The sequence below is a fragment of the Kitasatospora sp. NPDC059812 genome, from assembly GCF_042732075.1.
Taxonomy (GTDB): Bacteria; Actinomycetota; Actinomycetes; order Streptomycetales; family Streptomycetaceae; genus Kitasatospora.
This window is the reverse complement of record NZ_JBHWIO010000074.1, coordinates 1-21,338: the sequence shown is the minus strand read 5'-3', so window position 1 is coordinate 21,338 and position 21,338 is coordinate 1. Positions and strand designations below refer to the sequence as shown.

The following is a 21,338-nucleotide window of genomic DNA, read 5'->3' as shown; positions in this document are numbered from 1 at the left end:
TACCCGGATGGAAGGATGGGCCCTCAGCCCCCGCGCCGAAGCGGCGGGCCCGGCGGACCCGGTGTCACCCCGGTGTCACGGCCGCCGGACGAGCAGAGCCGAGGAGAAGCGGTCATGGCCAAGCAGGCCCCGCAGAGCGACCCGGCGCAGGACGCCCCCGAGGTGTCCGCGCCCCAGCACGCGGCGGCCGGGCTGCCCGCGGTCGGCCACAGCCTGCGGATGGCCGCCGAGCAGATGGGCCCCCTGCGCACCCTCGCCACGCTGCGCAAGGTCAACCAGCCGGACGGCTTCGACTGCCCCGGCTGCGCCTGGCCGGAACCGGGCAAGACACACACGGCGGAGTTCTGCGAGAACGGCGCCAAGGCCGTCGCCGAGGAGGCCACCGAGCGCCGGATCCGCGCCGAGTTCTTCGCCGCCCACCCGGTCGCCGAACTGGCCGAGCGCTCCGGCTACTGGCTGGGCCAGCAGGGCCGCCTCACCCAGCCGATGCTGCTCGACGAGGGCGCCACCCACTACACGCCGGTCTCCTGGGACGACGCCTTCGCGCTGATCGCCGAGGAGCTGCGCGCCCTGGACACCCCGGACGGCGCCGCCTTCTACACCTCCGGGCGGACCAGCAACGAGGCCGCCTTCGCGTACCAGCTGTTCGCCCGCCGGCTGGGCACCAACAACCTGCCGGACTGCTCCAACATGTGCCACGAGTCGTCCGGCTCGGCGCTCACCGAGACGCTCGGCGTCGGCAAGGGCAGCGTCAGCCTCAAGGACCTCTACCAAGCCGACCTGATCATCGTGGCCGGCCAGAACCCGGGCACCAACCACCCCCGGATGCTCTCCGCGCTGGAGCGCGCCAAGCGGGCCGGCGCCACCATCGTGAGCGTGAACCCGCTGCCGGAGGCCGGCCTGGAGCGCTTCAAGAACCCGCAGCACGCGCGCGGCCTGGTCGGCCACGGCACCAAGCTGACCGACCTGTTCCTGCAGATCCGCCTCGGCGGGGACCTGGCGCTGTTCCGCGCGCTCAACCGGATGATCCTGGAGCAGGACGGCGTCGACCGCGCCTTCGTCACCGAACACTGCCACGGCTTCGAGGAGTTCGAGGCGCAGGCGGGCGCGACCGACCGCGCCGAGGTGCTCGCCGCGACCGGCCTGCCGTGGGAGCAGATCGAGGAGCTCGGCCGGCTGGTGCTGGGCTCCCGGAAGATCATCGTCTGCTGGGCGATGGGCCTCACCCAGCACAAGCACGCCGTCCCGACCATCCGCGAGGTGGTCAACTTCCTGCTGCTGCGCGGCAACGTCGGCCGCCCGGGCGCCGGGGTCTGCCCGGTGCGCGGGCACAGCAACGTCCAGGGCGACCGGACGATGGGCATCTTCGAGCGGCCCTCGACGGCCTTCCTGGACGCGCTCGGCAAGGAGTTCGGCTTCGAGCCGCCGCGCGCGCACGGCCTCGACTCGGTGGACACCATCCGGGCGATGCGCGACGGCCGGGTCGGGGTGTTCTTCGCGATGGGCGGCAACTTCGTCGCGGCCACCCCGGACACCGACGTCACCGAGGCGGCGATGCGCCGCTGCCGGCTGACCGTGCACGTCTCCACCAAGCTCAACCGCTCGCACGTGGTCACCGGCGCCCGCGCACTGATCCTGCCCACCCTGGGCCGCACCGACCGGGACGTCAGCGGCGCCGGCGCCCAGTTCGTCAGCGTCGAGGACTCGATGGGCCAGGTGCACTCCTCGCGCGGCGGCCTGCGCCCGCCCGCCCCGGGCCTGCTCTCCGAGACCGCGATCGTCTGCCGGCTGGCCCGCAGCGTCCTCGGCCCCGGGGACACCGTGCCGTGGGAGGACTTCGCCGCCGACTACGACACCCTGCGGGACCGGATCGCCCGGGTCGTCCCCGGCTTCGAGGACTACAACGAGAAGGTCCGCCGCCCCGGCGGCTTCACCCTGCCGCACGGCCCGCGCGACTCCCGGACCTTCCCCACCGCGACCGGGAAGGCCAACTTCACCGTCAACCCGCTCACCGCCCCCGAGGTCCCGCCGGGCCGCCTGCTGTTGCAGACGCTGCGCTCGCACGACCAGTACAACACCACCATCTACGGCCTGGACGACCGCTACCGGGGCATCAAGGGCGGCCGCCGGGTGGTCCTGGTCAACCCGGCCGACGCCGCCGAACTGGGCCTGGCCGAGGGCGCCTTCGTCGACCTGGTGAGCGAGTGGCGGGACGGCGTCGAGCGGCGCGCCCCGCACTTCCGGGTGGTCCACTACCCGGTGGCCCGCGGCGGCGCGGCGGCCTACTACCCGGAGACCAACGTGCTCGTCCCGCTGGACTCCACCGCCGACATCAGCAACACGCCGACCTCCAAGGCCGTGGTCGTCCGCTTCGAGCCGGACACCGGCGCCCCGGCGTGACGCACGCGAAGGCCGCCCGGTGTCCGTGGACGCCGGGCGGCCTTCGTCATGGCTCAGGCCCTGTCCGGACCTAGGGCCTAGTTGCCGCCGAGCGGCAGTGTCGCGGTGGCGCTGCCCGGGGCTCCGGCGCTCGCCGAGCCGGTGGTGGTGGAGGCCGCGGTGCCGGTGGAACCCGGGGTGCCGGTGCCGGTCGGCGCGGGCGTCGCCGGGCCCGTGCCGGTCGGCGCGGGCGTCGCCGGGCCCGTGCCGGTCGGCGTCGGGGTGCCCGTCCCGGTCGGGGTGGGCGTGCCCGTCCCGGTCGGGGTCGGGGTCGGCGTGGACGTGCCGGGGGCGGTGGTGCCGGTGCCGGACGGCGTCCCCGGGTCGGCGGGCGTTCCGGTCCCGGTGCCGGACGGCGTGCCGGTGCCGGTGCCGGTGCCGGTGTCCGCGGGCGTGCCCGGGGTGGTGGACGGCGTGCCCGGGGTGGCCGGCGGGTTGGCGGGCGTGCCGGGGGCCGGGGCGGTCGGGACCTGGTTGGCCGGGCTGGGCGCGATCGGGGTGACGGTGTCCCAGCCGGCGGGCAGGTCCGGCACCTTCCAGCTGCCGCCGGCCTCGTCCGCCGCGCCGGACGGGTCGGGCCGCACCGCCCCGAGGATCGGCATCGAGCCGATCGGCGACACCTTGATGACGGCGCCCGGCCGGGGTGCCTGGACGACCAGTCCGCCGCCGATGTACATCGCGACGTGCGTGGCGCCCTCGAAGTAGATGACCAGGTCGCCGGGGCGGAGCTGGTTCAGCGCGATGTGCGGGAGCTGGGCCCACTGCTCCTGGCTGGTGCGCGGGATCGGCAGCCCGGCGTGCAGCCAGGCCTGCGAGGTGAGGCCCGAGCAGTCGTAGGAGTCCGGCCCCGCGCCGCCCCACAGGTACGGCTTGTTGAGCTGGGCGAGCGCGAAGGCGATGGCGGTGCGGCCGGCCGCCGACGGGGTGCGCTCGCCCTTGCCGAGGACGCCGGAGGCGAGGAAGAGGAGCTGGGCCTCGTCGGCCTTGGCCTTCTCCAGCTTCTCCAGTTCGGTGCGCTGGGCGCCGGTGAGCGAGGAGACCAGCTGCTCGACGGAGGCGAGGTCGGTGGCGACCTTGGCCTTGGCGGCGTCCTGCTGGGTGACCAGCGTCTGGGAGGTCTTGAGCGCGTCCTCGGTCTGCTTCGTCAGGCCTGCGAGGGCCTCGCGGTCGGTCTTCAGCCGGTCCAGGAACTCGGACTGCGAGCGGCTGGCGGCGGTGAGCAGTTCCGCGATGGTGACGGCCTCGTACGGGTCCTTGGAGAGCAGCAGTTCGGCGTAGGCGGAGGCGGCGCCGTTGCGGTACTGGGCGGCGGCGAGCTGGGAGGCGATGTCGGTGCCGGCGTCGACCTGCTTCTGCTGGCGGTCCAGCCGGCCCTGGAGGTCGGTGAGCGCGGCCTGCTGCTCGGCGACCTTGGCGACGGCGCCGTTGTACTGCTCGGTGGCGGTCTCGGCGCTCTGGTAGAGCGCGTGCAGCTGGTCGAGCAGCGGGCCGAGGGTGGCCTTGGCGGCGGCGAGCGGGTCGTCGCCCGGGCTGGCCGCGGTGATCGAGGCGCCCGGGTCGGGGGCGGCGTACGCGGCCTGCGCGGCGAGCGGGAGGGCGAGCGCGGCGGCCGCGAGGGCGGCTCCGCAGCGCAGTGCCGCCCGCAGCCAGGGCCGTACGACTGCCGTTTCAGTGCGCTGTGCAGCCCCGCCCATGGGTTGGTCCTCCCCGCCCCAGCCTGTCACCGGCGTCCCCGGATCCCGCAGATCCTCCCACGGGTTACTCACCGGAAACAGGGCGCATCCGGACTGGGAGGTTAATTCTGGGTTGATCTGTGAGACAGCTCTCAGCAAACCGGAGCGAACCGGGGCGAACTTCGCTAATGTCCAGCTCAGCGCGACCGCCGACACCCTTCCGAAAGCTCCCGGACACCGCTGGGACACCAGCGGAACCACGATTCCCGGCTCAGTTCACCTTCCGTTTACCAAACAGACCTACGGTCGCGACGACACCAACGTCCGTGCGACAACTACGACGATTGTTTGGGTATGGAACACATCTCGTTCCTGGTAGCCGTTGTGATCATCACGGCGCTCGCCTTCGACTTCACCAACGGGTTCCACGACACCGCCAATGCGATGGCCACCTCCATCGCGACGGGAGCCCTCCGGCCGAAGGTCGCGGTCACCATCGCGGCCGTCCTCAACTTCGCGGGCGCGTTCCTGTCCGTGAAGGTCGCCACCACCATCTCCGGCGGCATCGTCAACGAGAAGAGCGGCATCCACCCCGAGATCATCTTCGCCGCGCTGGCGGGCGCGATCCTCTGGAACCTGCTGACCTGGCTGCGCGGCCTGCCGTCCAGTTCCTCGCACGCGCTGTACGGCGGCCTGATCGGCGCCACCGTCGTCGGTGTCGGCATGAACGGCGTCAACTTCGACACCGTCCTCTCCAAGATCCTGATCCCGGCGATCGCCTCCCCGCTGGTCGCCGGCCTGGCCTCCTGGGGCGCCACCAAGCTGGCCTACGCGATCACCCGCAAGGGCAACGAGACCACCGCCACCAAGGGCTTCAAGACCGGCCAGATCTTCTCGTCCTCGCTGATCTCGCTCGCGCACGGCACCAACGACGCCCAGAAGACGATGGGCATCATCACCCTGACCCTGGTGTCGGTCGGCGCCCTGCCGCACGGCGCGCTGCCGCCCACCTGGGTGATCATCTCCGCGGGCGCCGCGATCGCGCTCGGCACCTACATGGGCGGCTGGCGGATCATCCGCTCGATGGGCAAGGGCCTCGCCGACATCAAGGCGCCGCAGGGCTTCGCCTCCGAGTCGGCCGCCGCGACCGTCATCCTGACCTCCTCGCACATGGGCTTCGGCCTCTCCACCACCCAGGTCTGCTCCGGCGGCATCATGGGCGCCGGCCTCGGCGGCCCGAAGGCCGAGCTGCGCTGGAGCCTGGTGCGCCGCATGGTCTACACCTGGGCGCTGACCCTGCCGGCCGCCGCGCTGGTCTCGGGCGGCGCCGCGCTGCTGGTCCGCCAGGGCACCTGGGGCATCGTCCTGGTGGGCGCCGTGCTGGTGGCCGGCTCCGGCGCGATGTGGCTGATCTCCCGCCGCCAGCCGATCAGCGCGGACAACGTCAACGACGTCAACGACGTCACCCCGGTGGAGGTCCCCGCCACCGCCGCCCCCGCGAACGCCCCCACCCCCGCCTCGACCACGGTCGCGGCCTGAGCGCCGCAGGCTGAGGAGCACCCGCCATGCACATCAAGTGGAACGCCCTGGCCCAGACCGCCGGTGCCAGCTTCGGCATCACCGTCGCCGTGGTCTCCGTCTTCGCCCTCGGCATCCTGGCCCTGTCCCGCCGCGAGGCCGCGCTGAGCGCCCGCGAGGGCGAGGCCGCCCAGGAGCCGGGCGGCGGCCGGCTGGCCCTGGCCGGCGCCTACGCCTGCTTCGGCCTCTGCGCCGCGGCCGTCGTCTACGGCCTGGTCCTGATCGCCGCGCCGTAGCGCGTGGTCCTGATCGCCGCGCCGTAGCGCGTGGCCGACGGTTCCCGCCGTCCGCGCGCGGGACGAACCGAACGGGCCGGGGAGTGTGATCCACGCTCCCCGGCCCGTTCGCGCATCCCCGCCCGGAGTCAGCCCTGCTGGCTGGTCTTCAGCGCGGTCTCCCGGATGAACAGCACCGTGACGAAGGCCAGCGCCGCGAACGGCGCGGCCCACAGGAAGACGGTGCCGACGCCGTGCCCGAACGCGTCCGTCACCAGCGGGACGATCGGGGCGGGCAGCTTGTGCAGGTCCGGGATGCCCCCGCCGCCGGCCGCGCTCGCGGCCGGGATGTGCGCGGCGGCCAGGTTCTCCGCGAGGTAGTGGGTCACCTTGCTGTTCATCAGCGCGCCGAGCGCGGAGACGCCCATCGCGCCGCCCATGGTGCGGAAGAACGTCACCACGGAGCTGGCCGCGCCGAGCTCGTGGCGCGGCACCGTGTTCTGCACCGCGAGCACCAGGTTCTGGCTGGTCAGGCCGAGGCCGATGCCGGTGATCGCCATGTAGACGCAGAGCAGCTTGTAGTCGGTGTCGGCGCGGGCGGTGGCGAGCAGGCCGAAGCCGATCGCGAGCAGCGCCGTGCCGGCGACCAGGTAGGCCTTCCACTTGCCGTACTTGGTGATCAGCCGGCCGGCGACGGTGGAGGCGAGCGCCAGGCCGAGGATCATCGGCAGGGTCATCAGGCCGGCCATGGTCGGGGACTTGGCGCGGGCCAGCTGGAAGTACTGGCTGAGGAAGGTGGTCGCGCCGTACATCCCGACGCCGACCAGCACGCTGGCCACCGCGGCCAGGGTGACGGTGCGGTACTTGAAGAGGTCCGGCGGGATGATCGGCTCGGCGGCGCGGCGCTCGATCACCACGGCGAGGGCGCCCAGCAGCAGGCCGCCGCCGACCATCGCGGCGGTCTGCCAGGACAGCCAGTCGTAGTTCGTGCCGGCCAGCGTGATCCAGATCATCAGCAGGCTGACGGCGCCGGTGATGACCAGCGCGCCCAGGTAGTCGATCTTCGCCTTGCGCTTGACCACCGGCAGCTTGAGGGTGCGCTGCACCACCAGGATCGCGGCCAGCGCGAACGGGATGCCGACGTAGAAGCACCAGCGCCAGCCCAGCCACGAGGTGTCCACGATGACGCCGCCGATCAGCGGTCCGCCGATGGTGGCCAGCGCGAAGACCGCGCCGAAGTAGCCGCTGTAACGGCCGCGCTCGCGCGGCGGGACCATCGCGGCCAGGCAGATCTGGCCCAGCGCGACCACACCGCCGGCACCGATGCCCTGGAGGGCGCGGCAGGCGATCAGCTCGGCGGTGTTCTGGGAGAGGCCGGCCAGGGCGGAGGTGGCGATGTAGATCAGCAGGGCTATCTGGAGCAGCAGCTTCTTGCTGACGAGGTCGGAGAGCTTGCCCCAGATCGGGGTGGAGGCGGTCAGGGTCAGCAGGGCCGCGGTGATCACCCAGGTGTAGGCGGACTGGCCGCCGTGCAGGTCGGTGAGGATGTGCGGCAGGGCGTTGGAGACGACGGTCGACGAGAGCACGGCTACGAAGAGGCCGAGCAGCAGGCCGGACAGCGCCTCCATCACCTGCCGGTGGGTCATCGGTTGATCGTCGACGGCGGCTCCGACGGTCGCCTCGGCTGTGACGGTCATCTGGGTCCTTCGGCGGGAGGAGTGAGCGGGGGGCGGGGGGTGCGCAGGCAGGGAAAATTGTTGCCTTACGCAACCATAGGCCCGATGGTTGACTAAGGCAACTTTCTTCAAGCCCAAGTAAAGGCCGCGCCCCCAGGCCTGGATCCAGCCACCGTGGCCCCGACCCCGCCCCGGGGCCCGGCCCCCGGTCACTCCGCCGGCGGCTCCCCGATCACGTCGTTGAAGCGGTGCAGCAGCACCGCGAAGCGGTCCACGTCCTCCGGCGACCAGCTGCCCAGCAGCTCCCGCACCCGCCGCATCCGGACGTCCCGGGCCGCCAGGTAGCGCCGCCGCCCATCCTCGGTCAGCGAGACCAGCGCGGCCCGGCGGTCCAGCGGATCCGTCTCCCGGGCCACCAGGCCCAGCTCCTCCAGCGCCCGGATCTGCCGGCTCACCGTGGCCTTGCCGACCGCGAAGTGCACGCCGACGTCCGTCACCCGCACCCGCCCGGCCTGCTCGATGTAGCCGAGCATGCTGTACGCCATCCCCTCCAGCTCGGGGTGCACCCGGCGTGAGAGCTCCGCCACTCGGGCCCGGCCCCGCCGGAACATCAGCGCGACCTCGCGCTCCACCGCCAGCAGGGATTCCTCGTCACTCACCGCGCCAGTATCCCGCAGCCGCACTGGCTGGAAGGCGGCGCGTGGGGTGCGACAAGCTAACTAGTTCATGGTATGAAGTATCCGTTTTCCCCCAATACACAAGGAGATGTGGATGGCCGCCCCGGGGCAGGGTTTCGTCGCTGAACTGAAGGGCGCGGTCACACCGCGTGCGGCACTGCTCGTGATCGGCGTGCTGCTGCTGCAGCTCGGCTTCATCACCTCGTACGTCGGGGCGCTGCACCACCCGGCCCCGCACGAGCTGTCGATCGCGGTGGTCGCCCCGCCGCAGGTCGCCCCCAAGCTGGTCCAGGCGCTGGAATCCGTGCCGGACGACGCCGTCAAGGCCGTCACCGCCCCGGATGCCGAGACGGCCACCCAGCAGATCAAGGACCAGAAGATCTACGCCGCGCTGGTCGTGAACCCGACCGGCACCGAGGACACCCTGCTGGTCGGCGGCGCCCGCGGCACCTCCGCCGCCAAGGCCGCCGAGTCCATCACCACCGCGCTGGACAAGGCCCAGGGCCGCACCGTCAAGGTCGAGGACGTCGTGCCGCTCGCCAAGGGCGACACCAACGGCCTCTCCGCGTTCTACCTGGTCATCGGCTGGTGCGTCGGCGGCTACCTGGTCGCCTCGATCCTCGGCATCAGCGCCGGCTCCAAGCCCGCCAACGTCCACCGCCTGCTGATCCGCCTCGGCGTGCTCGCGCTGTACTCGGTCGGCGCCGGCCTCGGCGGCACGATCATCGCCGGACCGGTGCTGGACGCGCTGCCCGGCTCGATCCTGGCCCTGACCGGCATCGGCGCCCTGGTGGTGTTCACGGTCGGCGCGTTCACCATGGCGCTGCAATGCCTGTTCGACGTCATCGGCATCGGCGTCGCGGTGCTGATCTTCGTGGTGCTGGGCAACCCGAGCGCCGGCGGCGTCTACCCGGCACCGATGATGCCGCCGTTCTGGCGGGCCATCGGCTCGCTGATCCCGAACGGCGCCGGGACCAGTGCCACCAAGTCGATCGCCTACTTCGGCTCCACCAACCTGGGCATGCCGATCGTGGTCCTGGTGGTCTGGGCGCTGATCGGCATCGGCGTCGCCTACCTGGCCGTGCTGCGTGGCCCGCGCTCCGGCGGCCGCGAGATCGTCGCCGCCGAGGCGTCCTCCGAGGCCTGATCCCCCGCGTTCCTGCGCCCGAGCCCCCGGCCGCCCGGCCGGGGGCTCGGGTGCGTCCCGGGCCGGGAGGTCAGCCGCCGGCGAGCCGGCCCGGGTCCGCGACGACGGCCCGCACCACGCCCACCGCGGCGCCCAGCAGCGGCCCGCGCCGGCCCAGCCGGGACACCGTCAGCCGCTCGTCCGACCAGGGCCGCACCGTCACCCGGGCGGCCAGCTCGGCCCGCATCGCCGGCAGCAGCCAGGGCGCCAGCCGGGCGTAGCCGCCGCCCAGCACCACCTCGGCCGGGTCCAGCAGGTTGACCGCCCCGGCGGCCGCGATGCCCAGCGCCGAACCGGCCCCGGCCAGCACCGCGAGGGCCGGCTCGTCCCCGGCCCCGGCCCGCCCGGCGAGCAGCGTCACCCAGTCGCCCCGCGCGCCCGCCGGCCCGGCCGCCCGCAGCACGGCCGCCTCCCCCGCGTACTGCTCCAGGCAGCCGTGCGCGCCGCAGGCGCAGCGGTGGCCGTCCGGGTGGACCGGTACGTGGCCGAACTCGCCCGCGTAGCCGCGCGCCCCGCGCAGCAGCCGCCCGCCGACCACGATCGCCGCGCCGACGCCGGCCTCGGCCGACACGTACAGGAAGTCCTCCGGCCCGCCGCCCAGCCACCGTTCGGCCAGCCCGCCCAGGTTGGCCTCGTTGTCCGCCTCGACCGGCAGCTCGGCCAGTTCGGCCGCGCCGGCCGCGCGCAGCGCCGGGCGCAGTTCGGCCGCCAGCGGGACGTCCCGCCAGCCCAGGTTGGCGGCCCGCTGGAGCACCCCACCGGAGGTGCCGACCAGCCCGGGGACGGCCAGGGTCAGCCCGGCCGGGCGCAGGCCCGCCTCGGCGACGGCCGCGTGCAGCAGTTCGGCGAGGTCGGCCATGACAGCGGCGGGCCGGCGACCCCGGTTGCGGACCTCGCGGCGGCGCCAGGTCCGGACCTCGCCGCTCAGGTCGACCACGCAGGCGCCGAGGTGCTCCACGCCGATCTCGGCGCCGAGGCCGCCGGGCCCGAGCGGGTTGAGCCCGAGCGCGGTGCCGGGGCGGCCGACCTTGCCGCTGGGCGCGGCCGGGCCCTCCTCGACGACCAGGCCGCCGGCGATCAGCTGTTCGGCGAGCGAGGAGACGGCGGCCCTGGTCAGCCCGGTCTCGGCGGCCACCTCGGCCCGGGAGCGCGGGGCGCGCGCGATCACCCCGAGCACCAGGGCCAGGTTGGCCCGGCGCATCCCCTGCTGGCTGGCGGGCCCGCTCCGAACCGCGTCCGGTTCCCCGCGCATAACCCTCACCTCACGGCCTTATGGGGCATCCCGTGGCATCTCGGGTGCAGCGTAACCGGGTTCGTACCTCGGGTGCGCCCGTTCGGCGGGCCGGGTGAAGACCCACCGCTGCATCGCCCAGAAGCGGAACAGCATCGCGGCGAAGGTACCGACGACCATCCCGCTGAGGAAGTCCGCGGTCTCCTGGACGAGCGGGCCGACGTACGGCTCGCGCAGGTCCAGGGCGTAGCGGGAGAGTGCCAGCGGCAGGTCGTTGACGGCGATCGCCATGGCGCTGACCAGGAAGAACAGCAGTGCCTCGCGCGGGTGCCCGGCCGTCCGGAAGGCCCAGCGACGGTTGAGCACGTAGGAGACGACGGTCGAGATCACGGTCGCGACCGTCAGCGCGACCACCGGCTTGTGCTCCAGCACGGTGAACTTCAGCTCGAAGTCGGTCACCGTGGTGAGCACGAAGCAGGCGCCGCCGACCAGCAGGAACTTCACCAGCCTGCGGTGCCGCACCAGGAACGGACGCAGCCGGGCCGGCACCCGGGCCAGGGCGCGCTGCGTGGGGGACGGCATCTCCGCAGTGTGGCACGCGCAGACGCCGTCCTCCCGTCGATCCTCCCGCCGACCCGGCGCGGCCGGGTCAGGCCGCCGCGGCCAGGACCTTGGCCGGCTCCAGGGCCAGCTCCAGCACCTCCCGCACGTCCGCCACCGGGTGCACGGTGAGCCGCTCCAGCACCTCGGCCGGGACGTCGTCCAGGTCGGCCTCGTTGCGCTTGGGGATGATCACCGTGGTGACGCCGGCCCGGTCGGCGGCGAGCAGCTTCTGCTTCACCCCGCCGATCGGCAGCACCCGCCCGGTCAGCGACACCTCGCCGGTCATCGCCAGGTCGGTGCGGACCTTGCGGCCGGACAGCAGCGAGGCGAGCGCCGTGGTCATGGTGATGCCGGCGCTCGGCCCGTCCTTGGGGACGGCCCCGGCGGGGACGTGCAGGTGCACGCCGCGGTCGCGCAGCGAGGTGACCGGCAGCTCCAGTTCGGCGCCGCGCGAGCGCAGGTAGGAGAGCGCGATGTGCGCGGACTCCTTCATCACGTCGCCCAGCTGCCCGGTGAGGGTGAGCCCGGTGCCGCCGGTCTCGGCGTCGGCGAGCGAGGCCTCGATGTAGAGGACGTCGCCGCCGGCGCCGGTCACGGCGAGGCCGGTGGCCACGCCGGGGACGGCGGTGCGCCGCTCGGCCGGCGCCTGGGCGGCCTCCGGCACGTGGTGGGGCCGGCCGATCAGGGCGCGCAGCTCGTCCGGGCCGATCGCGGCGGGCAGTTCGCGCTCGCCGAGCTCGGCCTGGGCGGCGATCCTGCGCAGCACCCGGGCGATCGAGCGCTCCAGGTTCCGCACGCCGGCCTCCCGGGTGTACTCCCCGGCCAGTCGGCGCAGCGCCGCCTCGTCGACGCTGACCTGCTCGCCGCCCAGTCCGGCCTTCTCGCGCTGGCGCGGGAGCAGGTGGTCGCGGGCGATGACGACCTTCTCGTCCTCGGTGTAGCCGTCGAGGCGGACGAGCTCCATCCGGTCGAGCAGCGCCTCGGGGATGGCCTCCAGCACGTTGGCGGTGGCGAGGAAGACGACGTCCGAGAGGTCGAGCTCGACCTCCAGGTAGTGGTCCCGGAAGGTGTGGTTCTGCGCCGGGTCCAGCACCTCCAGGAGGGCGGCGGCCGGGTCGCCCCGGTAGTCGGAGCCGACCTTGTCGATCTCGTCGAGCAGGACGACCGGGTTCATCGAGCCGGCCTCCTTGATCGCCCGCACGAGCCGGCCGGGCTGCGCGCCGACGTAGGTGCGCCGGTGGCCGCGGATCTCGGCCTCGTCCCGGACGCCGCCGAGCGCGACCCGGACGAAGGTGCGGCCCATGGCGCGGGCCACGCTCTCGCCGAGCGAGGTCTTGCCGACGCCGGGCGGGCCGACGAGTGCCAGCACCGCGCCTCCGCGCCGGCCGCCGACCAGTCCGAGCCCCTGGTCGGCCCGGCGCTTGCGCACGGCGAGGTACTCGACGATGCGGTCCTTCACGTCGGCGAGGCCGGCGTGGTCGGCGTCCAGCACGGCGCGGGCGCCGGCGATGTCGTACGCGTCCTCGGTGCGCTCGTTCCAGGGCAGCTCCAGGACGGTGTCCAGCCAGGTGCGGATCCAGGGGCCCTCGGGGGACTGCTCGGAGGCCCGCTCCAGCTTGTCGACCTCCTTGAGGGCCGCGTCGCGGACCTTCTCGGGCAGGTCGGCGGCCTCGACCCGGGCGCGGTAGTCGCCCTCCTCGTCGGCCGGGTCGCCGTTGAGCTCGGCCAGTTCCTTGCGGACGGCCTCCAGCTGGCGGCGGAGCAGGAACTCCTTCTGCTGCTTGGCGACGCCCTCCTCGACGTCCTTGCGGATGGTGTCGTTGACCTCCTCCTCGGCGAGGTGGTCGCGCAGCAGGGTCAGCGCGTACTCCAGGCGGGCGACCTGGTCGGCCTCCAGCAGCACCTTGAGCTTCTGCTCGGCGGTGGCGAAGGGCGCGTAGCCGATGTTGTCGGCGAGCTCGCCGACGCCCTCGATCTGGGCCACCCGGTCGACGATCTGCCAGGCGCCGCGCCTGCGCAGCCACTGGGTGGACAGCGCCTTGTACTCCTTGACCAGCTCGGCGGCCCGGCCGGCCGCCGGGGTGTCCACCGAGGACTCCCGGAAGGGCGTGGTCTCCACCCAGAGGGCGGCGCCGGGGCCGGTGGTGCCGGCCCCGATGCGGACCCGGCGCACGGCGCGCACCAGCGCGGCCGGCTCCCCGTCGGCCAGCCGGCCGACCTGCTCGACGGTGGCCAGGGTGCCGACCGCCGCGTACGAGCCGTCCACCCGCGGGACCAGCAGGACCTGCGGCTTGCCGGTGCCGGTGGCCGCCGCGCGGGCGGCCTCGACCGCGGCGCGCACCTCGGTGTCCTTGAGGTCCAGCGGGACGACCATGCCCGGCAGGACGACCTCGTCGTCGAGCGGCAGCACGGGCAGGGTGAGCGGTGTGGACGTCGATGCCATGATCTCTCCCCAGTCAGTGAAGTTGAGTCGACCTGACTAAGGCCTGGCGTGCGCCGGATGTTCCCGGGGCGGTGTTCGCCGTGAGCGAACAGGAGGAGGGTGCGGAGCGAACGGGGGGAGGGCGCGGGAAGCGCCGTCAAAAGCACGCGGGAACGGCACCCGGAAGGGTCAGCGCACGTCCAGGACCGGAGCGCCGCCCGGCGCGGGCGAGGAGCCCGCGGCCGGCGCCTCGACCCGGCGCATCCGCGGCTTCGGCCGCGGTCGGCGGGCCTGGACCCGGCGCAGCCAGCGCCACAGCGCCACCCCGGTGAGCACCGCGGCGGGGTGCCCCACGGCGGTGACCAGGTCCCGCTCGGTGAGGATCTGCTCGGCGATCAGCAGCCCGGCGCCGCCGAGCGCGACCAGCCGCCCGCGCCACGGCAGCAGCCCGGCCACCGCACCCAGGCAGGTGAGCACGCCGTAGCTGACGCCGATGTCCAGGTAGTCCAGCGCCGCGGTCTCCATCCGCCCGGTCTCCACCGCGGTGATCACCACGCCCTGGGACAGCAGCGTGGCCGTGACGTGCCCGATCGCGAAGACCGCCGCCGCCCGGGCGGGACCGATCCGGCGCTCCAGCGGCGCGAGGGTGACGGCGAATCCCCACAGGTAGGGCATCCACACCTCGCCGGCCACCCAGAAACCGCTGAGCAGCAGCGCGCGCAGGGGGTGCTGCAGGAGGTTGTGGCCGTCGGAACTGGAGGCCTCCTGCAGCCGCTGCACGAGTTCCGGATCGGCGAGTTTGGCAAAGGTCGTGGTGGCGCCCACCACGGCGAGATAGCCGAGGGTGAAGGGGTTTCGCCGGGGTGTCGGCACCCGCGCCAGCAGCCACTCGACGACGCCGGTGCGCAGACCGTGCCGGAGCATGCCGTACGGCGGGCCGGCGGGCGACGCCCCGACCCGTCCGGCACCTCGCCGCAGTCCAGCCATGCCGCCCTCCGCTCCACGCCGGCAGCCACCGGCCCCTCACCAGGTGCCCAACGTACCGGCGCGCGCCGCGGATCCCGCCCTGCGGGGCGTTGTCGTGGCCACGTTACGTCGAGGTTCTGAGAGGCATCTGAGAAAAGCCGGTGAAGACCGTCAGGAAACCGGTCGACCGGATTCCTGATATTGGTCCAGACCTTCTTCCGGCGGGCGCACCGGCAGGGGCTCTGACCGGCGACTTGGCGTCAACTCGACTGCATACGTACCGTTACGCAGAGAAAAATCGCCGGGTAAGGTATCGGCCCGTGCCCACTCGTGCAGTGGGCTCCGAGGGCGGCCCGACAGCCGGCCCACGGGCCGGAAACGTCCGGTCCACCTGCCGGGAGGCATCCGCTGTCCGTACGCTGCGAAGTGCGCGGGAGAAGTGGGCGGGCGACAATCCGCCCGCCGACCCGCACGCACGACGGGACGGCGGACCCGGCACAGTCCACGACGGAACAAGACTACGAGCGGAGCCCGCCATCCCCACAGGTGGCCGGCCCGCAGCCCTGGGGGCGGTGGCGTGACCGTGACAGAACTTCAGCAGGACAACAACCACAGCGGCGGCACGGTGAGCAGCCAACGCAGAGTGCTGGTGGTGGAGGACGAGCCGACGATCGCGGAGTCGATCGCGGCCCGGCTGGGCGCGGAGGGCTTCAAGGTCGCCGTGGCCCACGACGGGCCGGGCGCGGTCGACGGCTTCCACACCTGGCAGCCGGACCTGGTGGTCCTCGACATCATGCTGCCCGGCTTCGACGGCCTTGAGGTGTGCCGCCGGATCCAGGCGCAGCGCCCGGTGCCGGTGCTGATGCTGACCGCGCGCGACGACGAGACGGACCTGCTGGTCGGCCTCGGCGTGGGCGCCGACGACTACATGACCAAACCGTTCTCGATGCGCGAACTGGCCGCCCGGGTCAACGTGCTGCTGCGCCGCGTCGAGCGCGCCCAGCAGGCGGCCCGCACGCCCGCGCTCGGCTCGCTGCGCTTCGGCGAGCTGGAGATCGACCACGTGCAGCGCCGGGTCCGGCTCGCCTCGGGCGACGTCCACCTGACGCCCACCGAGTTCGACCTGCTCGCCTGCCTGGCCGCGCAGCCGCGCGCCGTGCTGACCCGCGAGCAGCTGCTGGCCGAGGTCTGGGACTGGACGGACGCGTCCGGCACCCGCACCGTGGACAGCCACGTCAAGGCGCTGCGCCGCAAGATCGGCGCGAGCTGGATCCGTACCGTCCACGGCGTCGGGTACGCGCTGGAGGCCCCGCTCTCCTAGCGGCGAGCCTCGGGCGACGGGCCTCCGGGGGGCCCGTGTCCCGAACTGCCGCGCACCACGCGGGGGACGTACGCGGGGATCACAGGGGACCAATGACCTTTCCACAGCAACGCAACGGGGACACCGGCGGCACGCGGTCGCAGACGCTGGCCGCCCGCGCCGCCCGCCGGGTCTGGGCCGACATCCGGCCGCTCGACCCGGTCCGCTCGATCAAGGGCAAGCTCGCCCTGCTGGTGATCGTCTCCGTCTTCCTGGCCACCGGCATGGTGGTCGTGGCGATCCGGTCCGAGACCCAGATCCGGATCATCATGGTCTTCTCCATGATCGCCTCGCTGCTCTTCATGCAGTTCCTCGCGCACGGGCTGACCGCCCCCCTGCGCGAGATGACGGCCGCCGCCCGCGCGATGGCCTCCGGCGACTACAGCCGCCGGGTCGAGGTGAACTCGCGCGACGAGATCGGCGAGCTGGCGACCACCTTCAACCAGATGGCCGCCGACCTGGGGGCCGCCGACCGGCACCGCCGCGAGCTGGTCGCCAACGTCTCGCACGAGCTGCGCACGCCCATCGCCGCACTGCGCGCCGTGCTGGAGAACGTGGTGGACGGCGTCGTCCAGCCCAATCCGGCGACCCTGGGGGCCGCCCTGGAGCAGACCGAGCGGCTCGGCCGCCTGGTCACCCACCTGCTGGACCTCTCCAAGATCGACGACGGCGTGGTCGACCTGGACGCCCGCCCCTTCGAGGTGCGCGAGTTCCTGGACGGCGTGCTGCGCGGGGTCACCGTGGACGGCGCGACGGCCGGCGGGGCGTTCTCCCGGCGCGGCGACGTCCGGCTGGCGCTGGAGGTCAGCCCGACCGGCCTGACCGGCGTGGCGGACCCGGAACGGCTCCACCAGGTGGTCGCCAACCTGGTCGACAACGCCTGCAAACACTCCCCGCCCGGCGGCACCGTGACGGTGCGCGCGCGGCCCGACGGCGGGCCCGGCGGCCTGCTGCTGGAGGTCGAGGACGAGGGTCCGGGCATCCCGCCGGCCGACCGCGGCCGGGTGTTCGAGCGGTTCAGCCGCAGCGGCACCGCGACCGCCCAGGGGCCCGGCTCGGACGGCGGCACCGGCCTCGGCCTGGCCATCGCCCGCTGGGCGGTGGACCTGCACGGCGGTCGGATCGCGGTCGCCGAGTCGCCGCGCGGCTGCCGGATCGAGGTCCGGCTGCCGGGGCAGCGCTGAGGGTCGGATGTGTCACAGAAGCGACACAGACGTACACGAAGATCATTGGATGATCTACGTGCGCCTTTGTCCGGTTTTGCCCGGATATGCCCCATGGGTGGGCGCGATCGCTTCCCCTCAGATACGGCTTTCTAACGCACATTTTCAGCCAAACTGCAGGTCAGGACTGTGATCTGGGCGACGCCTGGGGCCCGGGGACTGCGCGATCACTGGTCAGGGGCGTAGCCTTAATCCCCGCTGTCCAAACATCCCAAAAGGAAGCGGAAGAGGGCGGTTGCCGCCGTGTCGCCACAGTCCCCTGAAACCCCCAATAGCTCGGCTAGCTCCACTGGCTTCGGTCCCAATGAGTGGCTCGTCGATGAGATCTACCAGCAGTACCTCCAGGACCCGAACTCGGTCGACCGAGCCTGGTGGGACTTTTTCGCCGACTACAAGCCCGGTACCGAGGTGACCCCAGTGACCCAGGCCGCGACCCAGGCCGGCCCCACGCCGACCCCTGCCGCTGCCCCCGCGCCCGCTGCTGCTGCTCCGGCCGCGACCGCCCCCGCCGCACCGGCCGCCCCGGCCGCTCCGGCGCCGGCCCCCGCGCCGCTCGCCGCAGCTCCCGTCGCGCCCCCGGCTCCGGCCCCGGCCCCCAAGGCCGCCGCCCCGGCCCCTGCGGCCGCTCCGGCCGCCGCCGCGGCGGACGCGCCCGCCGGCCCCGAGCTGATCCAGCTGCGCGGCCCGGCCAAGGCCGTCGCCACCAACATGGACGCCTCGCTGGAGGTGCCGACCGCGACCTCGGTCCGCGCGGTGCCCGCGAAGCTGTTGATCGACAACCGCATCGTCATCAACAACCACCTGCAGCGCGCCCGCGGCGGCAAGGTCTCCTTCACCCACCTGATCGGCTACGCCCTGGTCCAGGCCATCAAGGCCGCCCCGGGCATGAACTACAGCTACAAGGTGGAGAACGGCAAGGCCTTCCTGGTCAAGCCCGAGCACGTCAACCTCGGCCTGGCCATCGACCTGGTCAAGCCGAACGGCGACCGCCAGCTCGTCGTCGCGGCCATCAAGAAGGCCGAGACCCTCGACTTCTTCGGCTTCTGGCAGGCCTACGAGGACATCGTCCGCCGGGCCCGCGCCAACAAGCTGACCATGGACGACTTCACCGGCGTCACGGTCTCGCTGACCAACCCCGGCGGCATCGGCACCGTGCACTCCGTGCCGCGCCTGATGCAGAACCAGGGCACCATCGTCGGCGTCGGCGCCATGGAGTACCCGGCCGAGTTCCAGGGCTCCGCCCCGGAGACCCTGTCCCGGCTGGGCGTCTCCAAGATCATGACGCTGACCTCGACCTACGACCACCGCGTCATCCAGGGCGCGGCGTCCGGCGAGTTCCTGCGCGAGATCCACCGCCTCCTCCTCGGGGAGAAGGGCTTCTACGACGAGATCTTCGAGTCGCTGCGGATCCCGTACGAGCCGGTCCGCTGGGCCACCGACGTCGCCACCACCCACGACGACGAGGTCAACAAGACCGCCCGCGTCATGGAGCTGATCCACGCGTACCGTGTGCGCGGCCACCTGATGGCCGACACGGACCCGCTGGAGTACAAGCAGCGCAAGCACCCCGACCTGGACGTCACCACCCACGGCCTCACCCTGTGGGACCTGGAGCGCGAGTTCGCGGTCGGCGGCTTCGGCGGCCAGAAGATGATGAAGCTCCGCGACATCCTCGGCCTGCTGCGCAACACGTACTGCCGCACCGTCGGCGTCGAGTACATGCACATCCAGGACCCGAAGCAGCGCAAGTGGCTGCAGGAGCGCCTGGAGAAGCCGTACTCCAAGCCCGAGCGCGAGGAGCAGCTGCGCATCCTGCGCCGGCTGAACTCGGCCGAGGCCTTCGAGACCTTCCTGCAGACCAAGTACGTCGGGCAGAAGCGCTTCTCGCTGGAGGGCGGCGAGTCGCTCATCCCGCTGCTGGACGCCACCATCGACGCCGCCGCCGAGCACCGCCTCGACGAGGCCGTCATCGGCATGGCCCACCGCGGCCGCCTGAACGTGCTGGCCAACATCGTCGGCAAGCCGTACGGCAAGATCTTCGGCGAGTTCGAGGGCAACCTCGACCCGAAGTCGATGCACGGCTCCGGCGACGTGAAGTACCACCTCGGCTCCGAGGGCACCTTCACCGGCCTGGACGGCGAGACCATCAAGGTCTCGCTCGCCGCGAACCCCTCCCACCTGGAGACGGTCGACCCGGTCGTCGAGGGCATCGCCCGCGCCAAGCAGGACATCCTGGACCAGGGCGGCACCACCTTCCCGGTGCTGCCGATCCAGATCCACGGCGACGCGGCCTTCGCCGGCCAGGGCGTCGTCGCGGAGACCCTGAACATGTCGCAGCTGCGCGGCTACCGCACCGGCGGCACGATCCACCTGGTGGTCAACAACCAGGTCGGCTTCACCGCCGCCCCGGCGTCCTCGCGCTCCTCGATGTACTGCACCGACGTGGCCCGGATGATCGAGGCCCCGATCTTCCACGTCAACGGCGACGACCCGGAGGCCGTGGTCCGCGTCGCGCGGCTCGCCTTCGAGTTCCGCCAGGCGTTCCACAAGGACGTCGTGATCGACCTCATCTGCTACCGCCGCCGCGGTCACAACGAGGCCGACAACCCGTCGTTCACCCAGCCGCTGATGTACGACCTGATCGACAAGAAGCGCTCGGTGCGCAAGCTGTACACCGAGGGCCTGATCGGTCGCGGCGACATCACCATGGAAGAGGCGGAGCAGGCGCTCCAGGACTTCCAGGGCCAGCTGGAGAAGGTCTTCGCCGAGGTCCGCGACGCCGCCCAGACCCCCGCCCCGGCCATCGCCGGCAAGCCGGTCGCCGACTTCCCGGTCAACATCCAGACCGGCATCTCCCAGGAGATGGTCAAGCGGATCGCCGCCTCGCAGGTCAACCTGCCGGACTGGCTGACCGTCCACCCGCGCCTGCTGCCGCAGCTCCAGCGCCGCGCCGCCTCCGTCGAGGACAACACCATCGACTGGGCGACGGGCGAGACCCTCGCCATCGGCTCGCTGCTCATGGAGGGCCACCCGGTCCGCCTGGCCGGCCAGGACAGCCGCCGCGGCACCTTCGGCCAGCGGCACGCCGTCCTGATCGACCGCAACACCGGCGAGGACTACACCCCGCTGCAGTACCTCACCGAGGACCAGGCCCGCTACACCGTCTACGACAGCCTGCTGTCGGAGTACGCGGCGATGGGCTTCGAGTACGGCTACTCGCTGACCCGCCCGAACTCGCTGGTCATGTGGGAGGCGCAGTTCGGCGACTTCGTCAACGGCGCGCAGACCGTGGTGGACGAGTACATCGCCTCCGCCGAGCAGAAGTGGGGCCAGCACTCGGGCGTCACCCTGCTGCTGCCGCACGGCTACGAGGGCCAGGGCCCGGACCACTCGTCCGCCCGCCCGGAGCGCTTCCTGCAGCTGTGCGCGCAGAACAACATGACGGTCGCCATGCCGACCCTGCCGTCGAACTACTTCCACCTGCTGCGCTGGCAGGCGCACAACCCGCACCACAAGCCGCTGGTCGTCTTCACCCCGAAGTCGATGCTGCGTCTCAAGGCCGCGGCGAGTGCGACCGAGGAGTTCCTGTCCGGCTCCTTCCGCCCGGTCATCGGCGACAACACCGTCGACCCGGCGCAGGTGCGCAAGGTCGTCATCACCGCCGGCAAGTTCTACTACGACCTGGCGGCGGCCCGCACCGAGCGCGGCGTCACCGACACCGCGATCGTCCGGGTCGAGCGGCTCTACCCGCTGCCGGTGGCCGAGCTCCAGGAGGAGCTCGCCCGCTACGGCGACGACGTCCAGTTCGTCTGGGCGCAGGAGGAGCCGGACAACCAGGGCGCCTGGCCGTTCATCGCGATGAACCTGGTCGACCACCTCCAGGTCGTCGTCGGCCGCAGCGCCAACGGCTCGCGGCTGCGCCGCGTCGCCCGCACGACGGCCTCGTCCCCGGCGGTCGGCTCGGCCAAGCGGCACGCCGCCGAGCAGCAGGCGCTGATCGAAGAGGTCTACTCGCTCTGAGGCCCTGAGGCCCCGAAGCGCTGGAGCACCGAAGCCCGCGGCCCCCGTCCTCCCCTGGGAGACGGGGGC

General features: G+C 72.8%; 14 protein-coding genes. 7 read left to right on the top strand and 7 right to left on the bottom strand.

The features are described from left to right. Nucleotides 1–114: 114 nt before the first annotated feature. Complete coding sequence (locus ACFV6D_RS29330) at nt 115–2,400, top strand: FdhF/YdeP family oxidoreductase (RefSeq protein ID WP_380336801.1); 2,286 nt, start codon at nt 115–117, stop codon at nt 2,398–2,400. 77 nt (nt 2,401–2,477) lie between these two features. On the opposite strand, the gene ACFV6D_RS29325 is transcribed toward ACFV6D_RS29330, so the two are convergent. After that, nucleotides 2,478–4,133 (bottom strand): NlpC/P60 family protein, encoded by a 1,656-nt coding sequence (locus ACFV6D_RS29325; protein ID WP_380561737.1) that lies wholly within the window; start codon nt 4,131–4,133, stop codon nt 2,478–2,480. Nucleotides 4,134–4,466: 333 nt separating this feature from the next. Between ACFV6D_RS29325 and ACFV6D_RS29320 the strand changes: the two genes are divergently transcribed. Next, a complete protein-coding gene (locus tag ACFV6D_RS29320) occupies nt 4,467–5,651 on the top strand; it encodes an inorganic phosphate transporter (RefSeq protein WP_063347834.1) in 1,185 nt (394 codons plus the stop codon). Nucleotides 5,652–5,677: 26 nt separating this feature from the next. Further along, nucleotides 5,678–5,926, top strand: coding sequence for a hypothetical protein (locus ACFV6D_RS29315; RefSeq protein WP_063347835.1), 249 nt, complete (start codon nt 5,678–5,680; stop codon nt 5,924–5,926). 128 nt (nt 5,927–6,054) lie between these two features. Here the strand turns inward: ACFV6D_RS29315 and ACFV6D_RS29310 are convergent, their stop codons facing one another. After that, the gene (locus tag ACFV6D_RS29310) at nt 6,055–7,602 is read right to left on the bottom strand and encodes an MDR family MFS transporter (protein WP_063347836.1); all 1,548 of its coding nucleotides are present in this window, start codon (nt 7,600–7,602) and stop codon (nt 6,055–6,057) included. 188 nt (nt 7,603–7,790) lie between these two features. Then, nucleotides 7,791–8,240 carry a MarR family winged helix-turn-helix transcriptional regulator gene (locus tag ACFV6D_RS29305; RefSeq protein ID WP_371517154.1) on the bottom strand — a complete coding sequence of 150 codons (450 nt, stop codon included), beginning with the start codon at nt 8,238–8,240 and terminating at the stop codon, nt 7,791–7,793. Nucleotides 8,241–8,352: 112 nt separating this feature from the next. On the opposite strand from ACFV6D_RS29305, the gene ACFV6D_RS29300 reads away from it, so the two are divergent. After that, the gene (locus ACFV6D_RS29300) at nt 8,353–9,405 is read left to right on the top strand and encodes an ABC transporter permease (protein WP_063347837.1); all 1,053 of its coding nucleotides are present in this window, start codon (nt 8,353–8,355) and stop codon (nt 9,403–9,405) included. 70 nt (nt 9,406–9,475) lie between these two features. On the opposite strand, the gene ACFV6D_RS29295 is transcribed toward ACFV6D_RS29300, so the two are convergent. From ACFV6D_RS29295 to ACFV6D_RS29280, 4 genes are all read right to left on the bottom strand, one after another. Next, entirely contained in the window at nt 9,476–10,696 is a 1,221-nt protein-coding gene (locus tag ACFV6D_RS29295) for an ROK family transcriptional regulator (RefSeq protein ID WP_063347838.1), read from the bottom strand. Between the two features lie 18 nt (nt 10,697–10,714). Then, the gene (locus ACFV6D_RS29290) at nt 10,715–11,257 is read right to left on the bottom strand and encodes a GtrA family protein (RefSeq protein ID WP_380561735.1); all 543 of its coding nucleotides are present in this window, start codon (nt 11,255–11,257) and stop codon (nt 10,715–10,717) included. Between the two features lie 67 nt (nt 11,258–11,324). Continuing rightward, the gene (gene lon / locus ACFV6D_RS29285) at nt 11,325–13,721 is read right to left on the bottom strand and encodes an endopeptidase La (protein ID WP_380561733.1); all 2,397 of its coding nucleotides are present in this window, start codon (nt 13,719–13,721) and stop codon (nt 11,325–11,327) included. 168 nt (nt 13,722–13,889) lie between these two features. Then, nucleotides 13,890–14,687 (bottom strand): rhomboid-like protein, encoded by a 798-nt coding sequence (locus ACFV6D_RS29280; protein WP_063347841.1) that lies wholly within the window; start codon nt 14,685–14,687, stop codon nt 13,890–13,892. A 562-nt stretch (nt 14,688–15,249) separates the two neighbouring features. Between ACFV6D_RS29280 and ACFV6D_RS29275 the strand changes: the two genes are divergently transcribed. From ACFV6D_RS29275 to ACFV6D_RS29265, 3 genes are all read left to right on the top strand, one after another. Continuing rightward, on the top strand, nt 15,250–15,987 hold the full coding sequence (locus tag ACFV6D_RS29275; protein ID WP_063351140.1) for a response regulator transcription factor: 738 nt from the start codon (nt 15,250–15,252) through the stop codon (nt 15,985–15,987). A gap of 92 nt (nt 15,988–16,079) precedes the next feature. Then, nucleotides 16,080–17,210, top strand: coding sequence for a cell wall metabolism sensor histidine kinase WalK (locus ACFV6D_RS29270; RefSeq protein WP_063347842.1), 1,131 nt, complete (start codon nt 16,080–16,082; stop codon nt 17,208–17,210). A 282-nt stretch (nt 17,211–17,492) separates the two neighbouring features. Further along, the gene (locus ACFV6D_RS29265) at nt 17,493–21,269 is read left to right on the top strand and encodes a multifunctional oxoglutarate decarboxylase/oxoglutarate dehydrogenase thiamine pyrophosphate-binding subunit/dihydrolipoyllysine-residue succinyltransferase subunit (RefSeq protein WP_063347843.1); all 3,777 of its coding nucleotides are present in this window, start codon (nt 17,493–17,495) and stop codon (nt 21,267–21,269) included. The last annotated feature ends 69 nt before the right edge of the window (nt 21,270–21,338 follow it).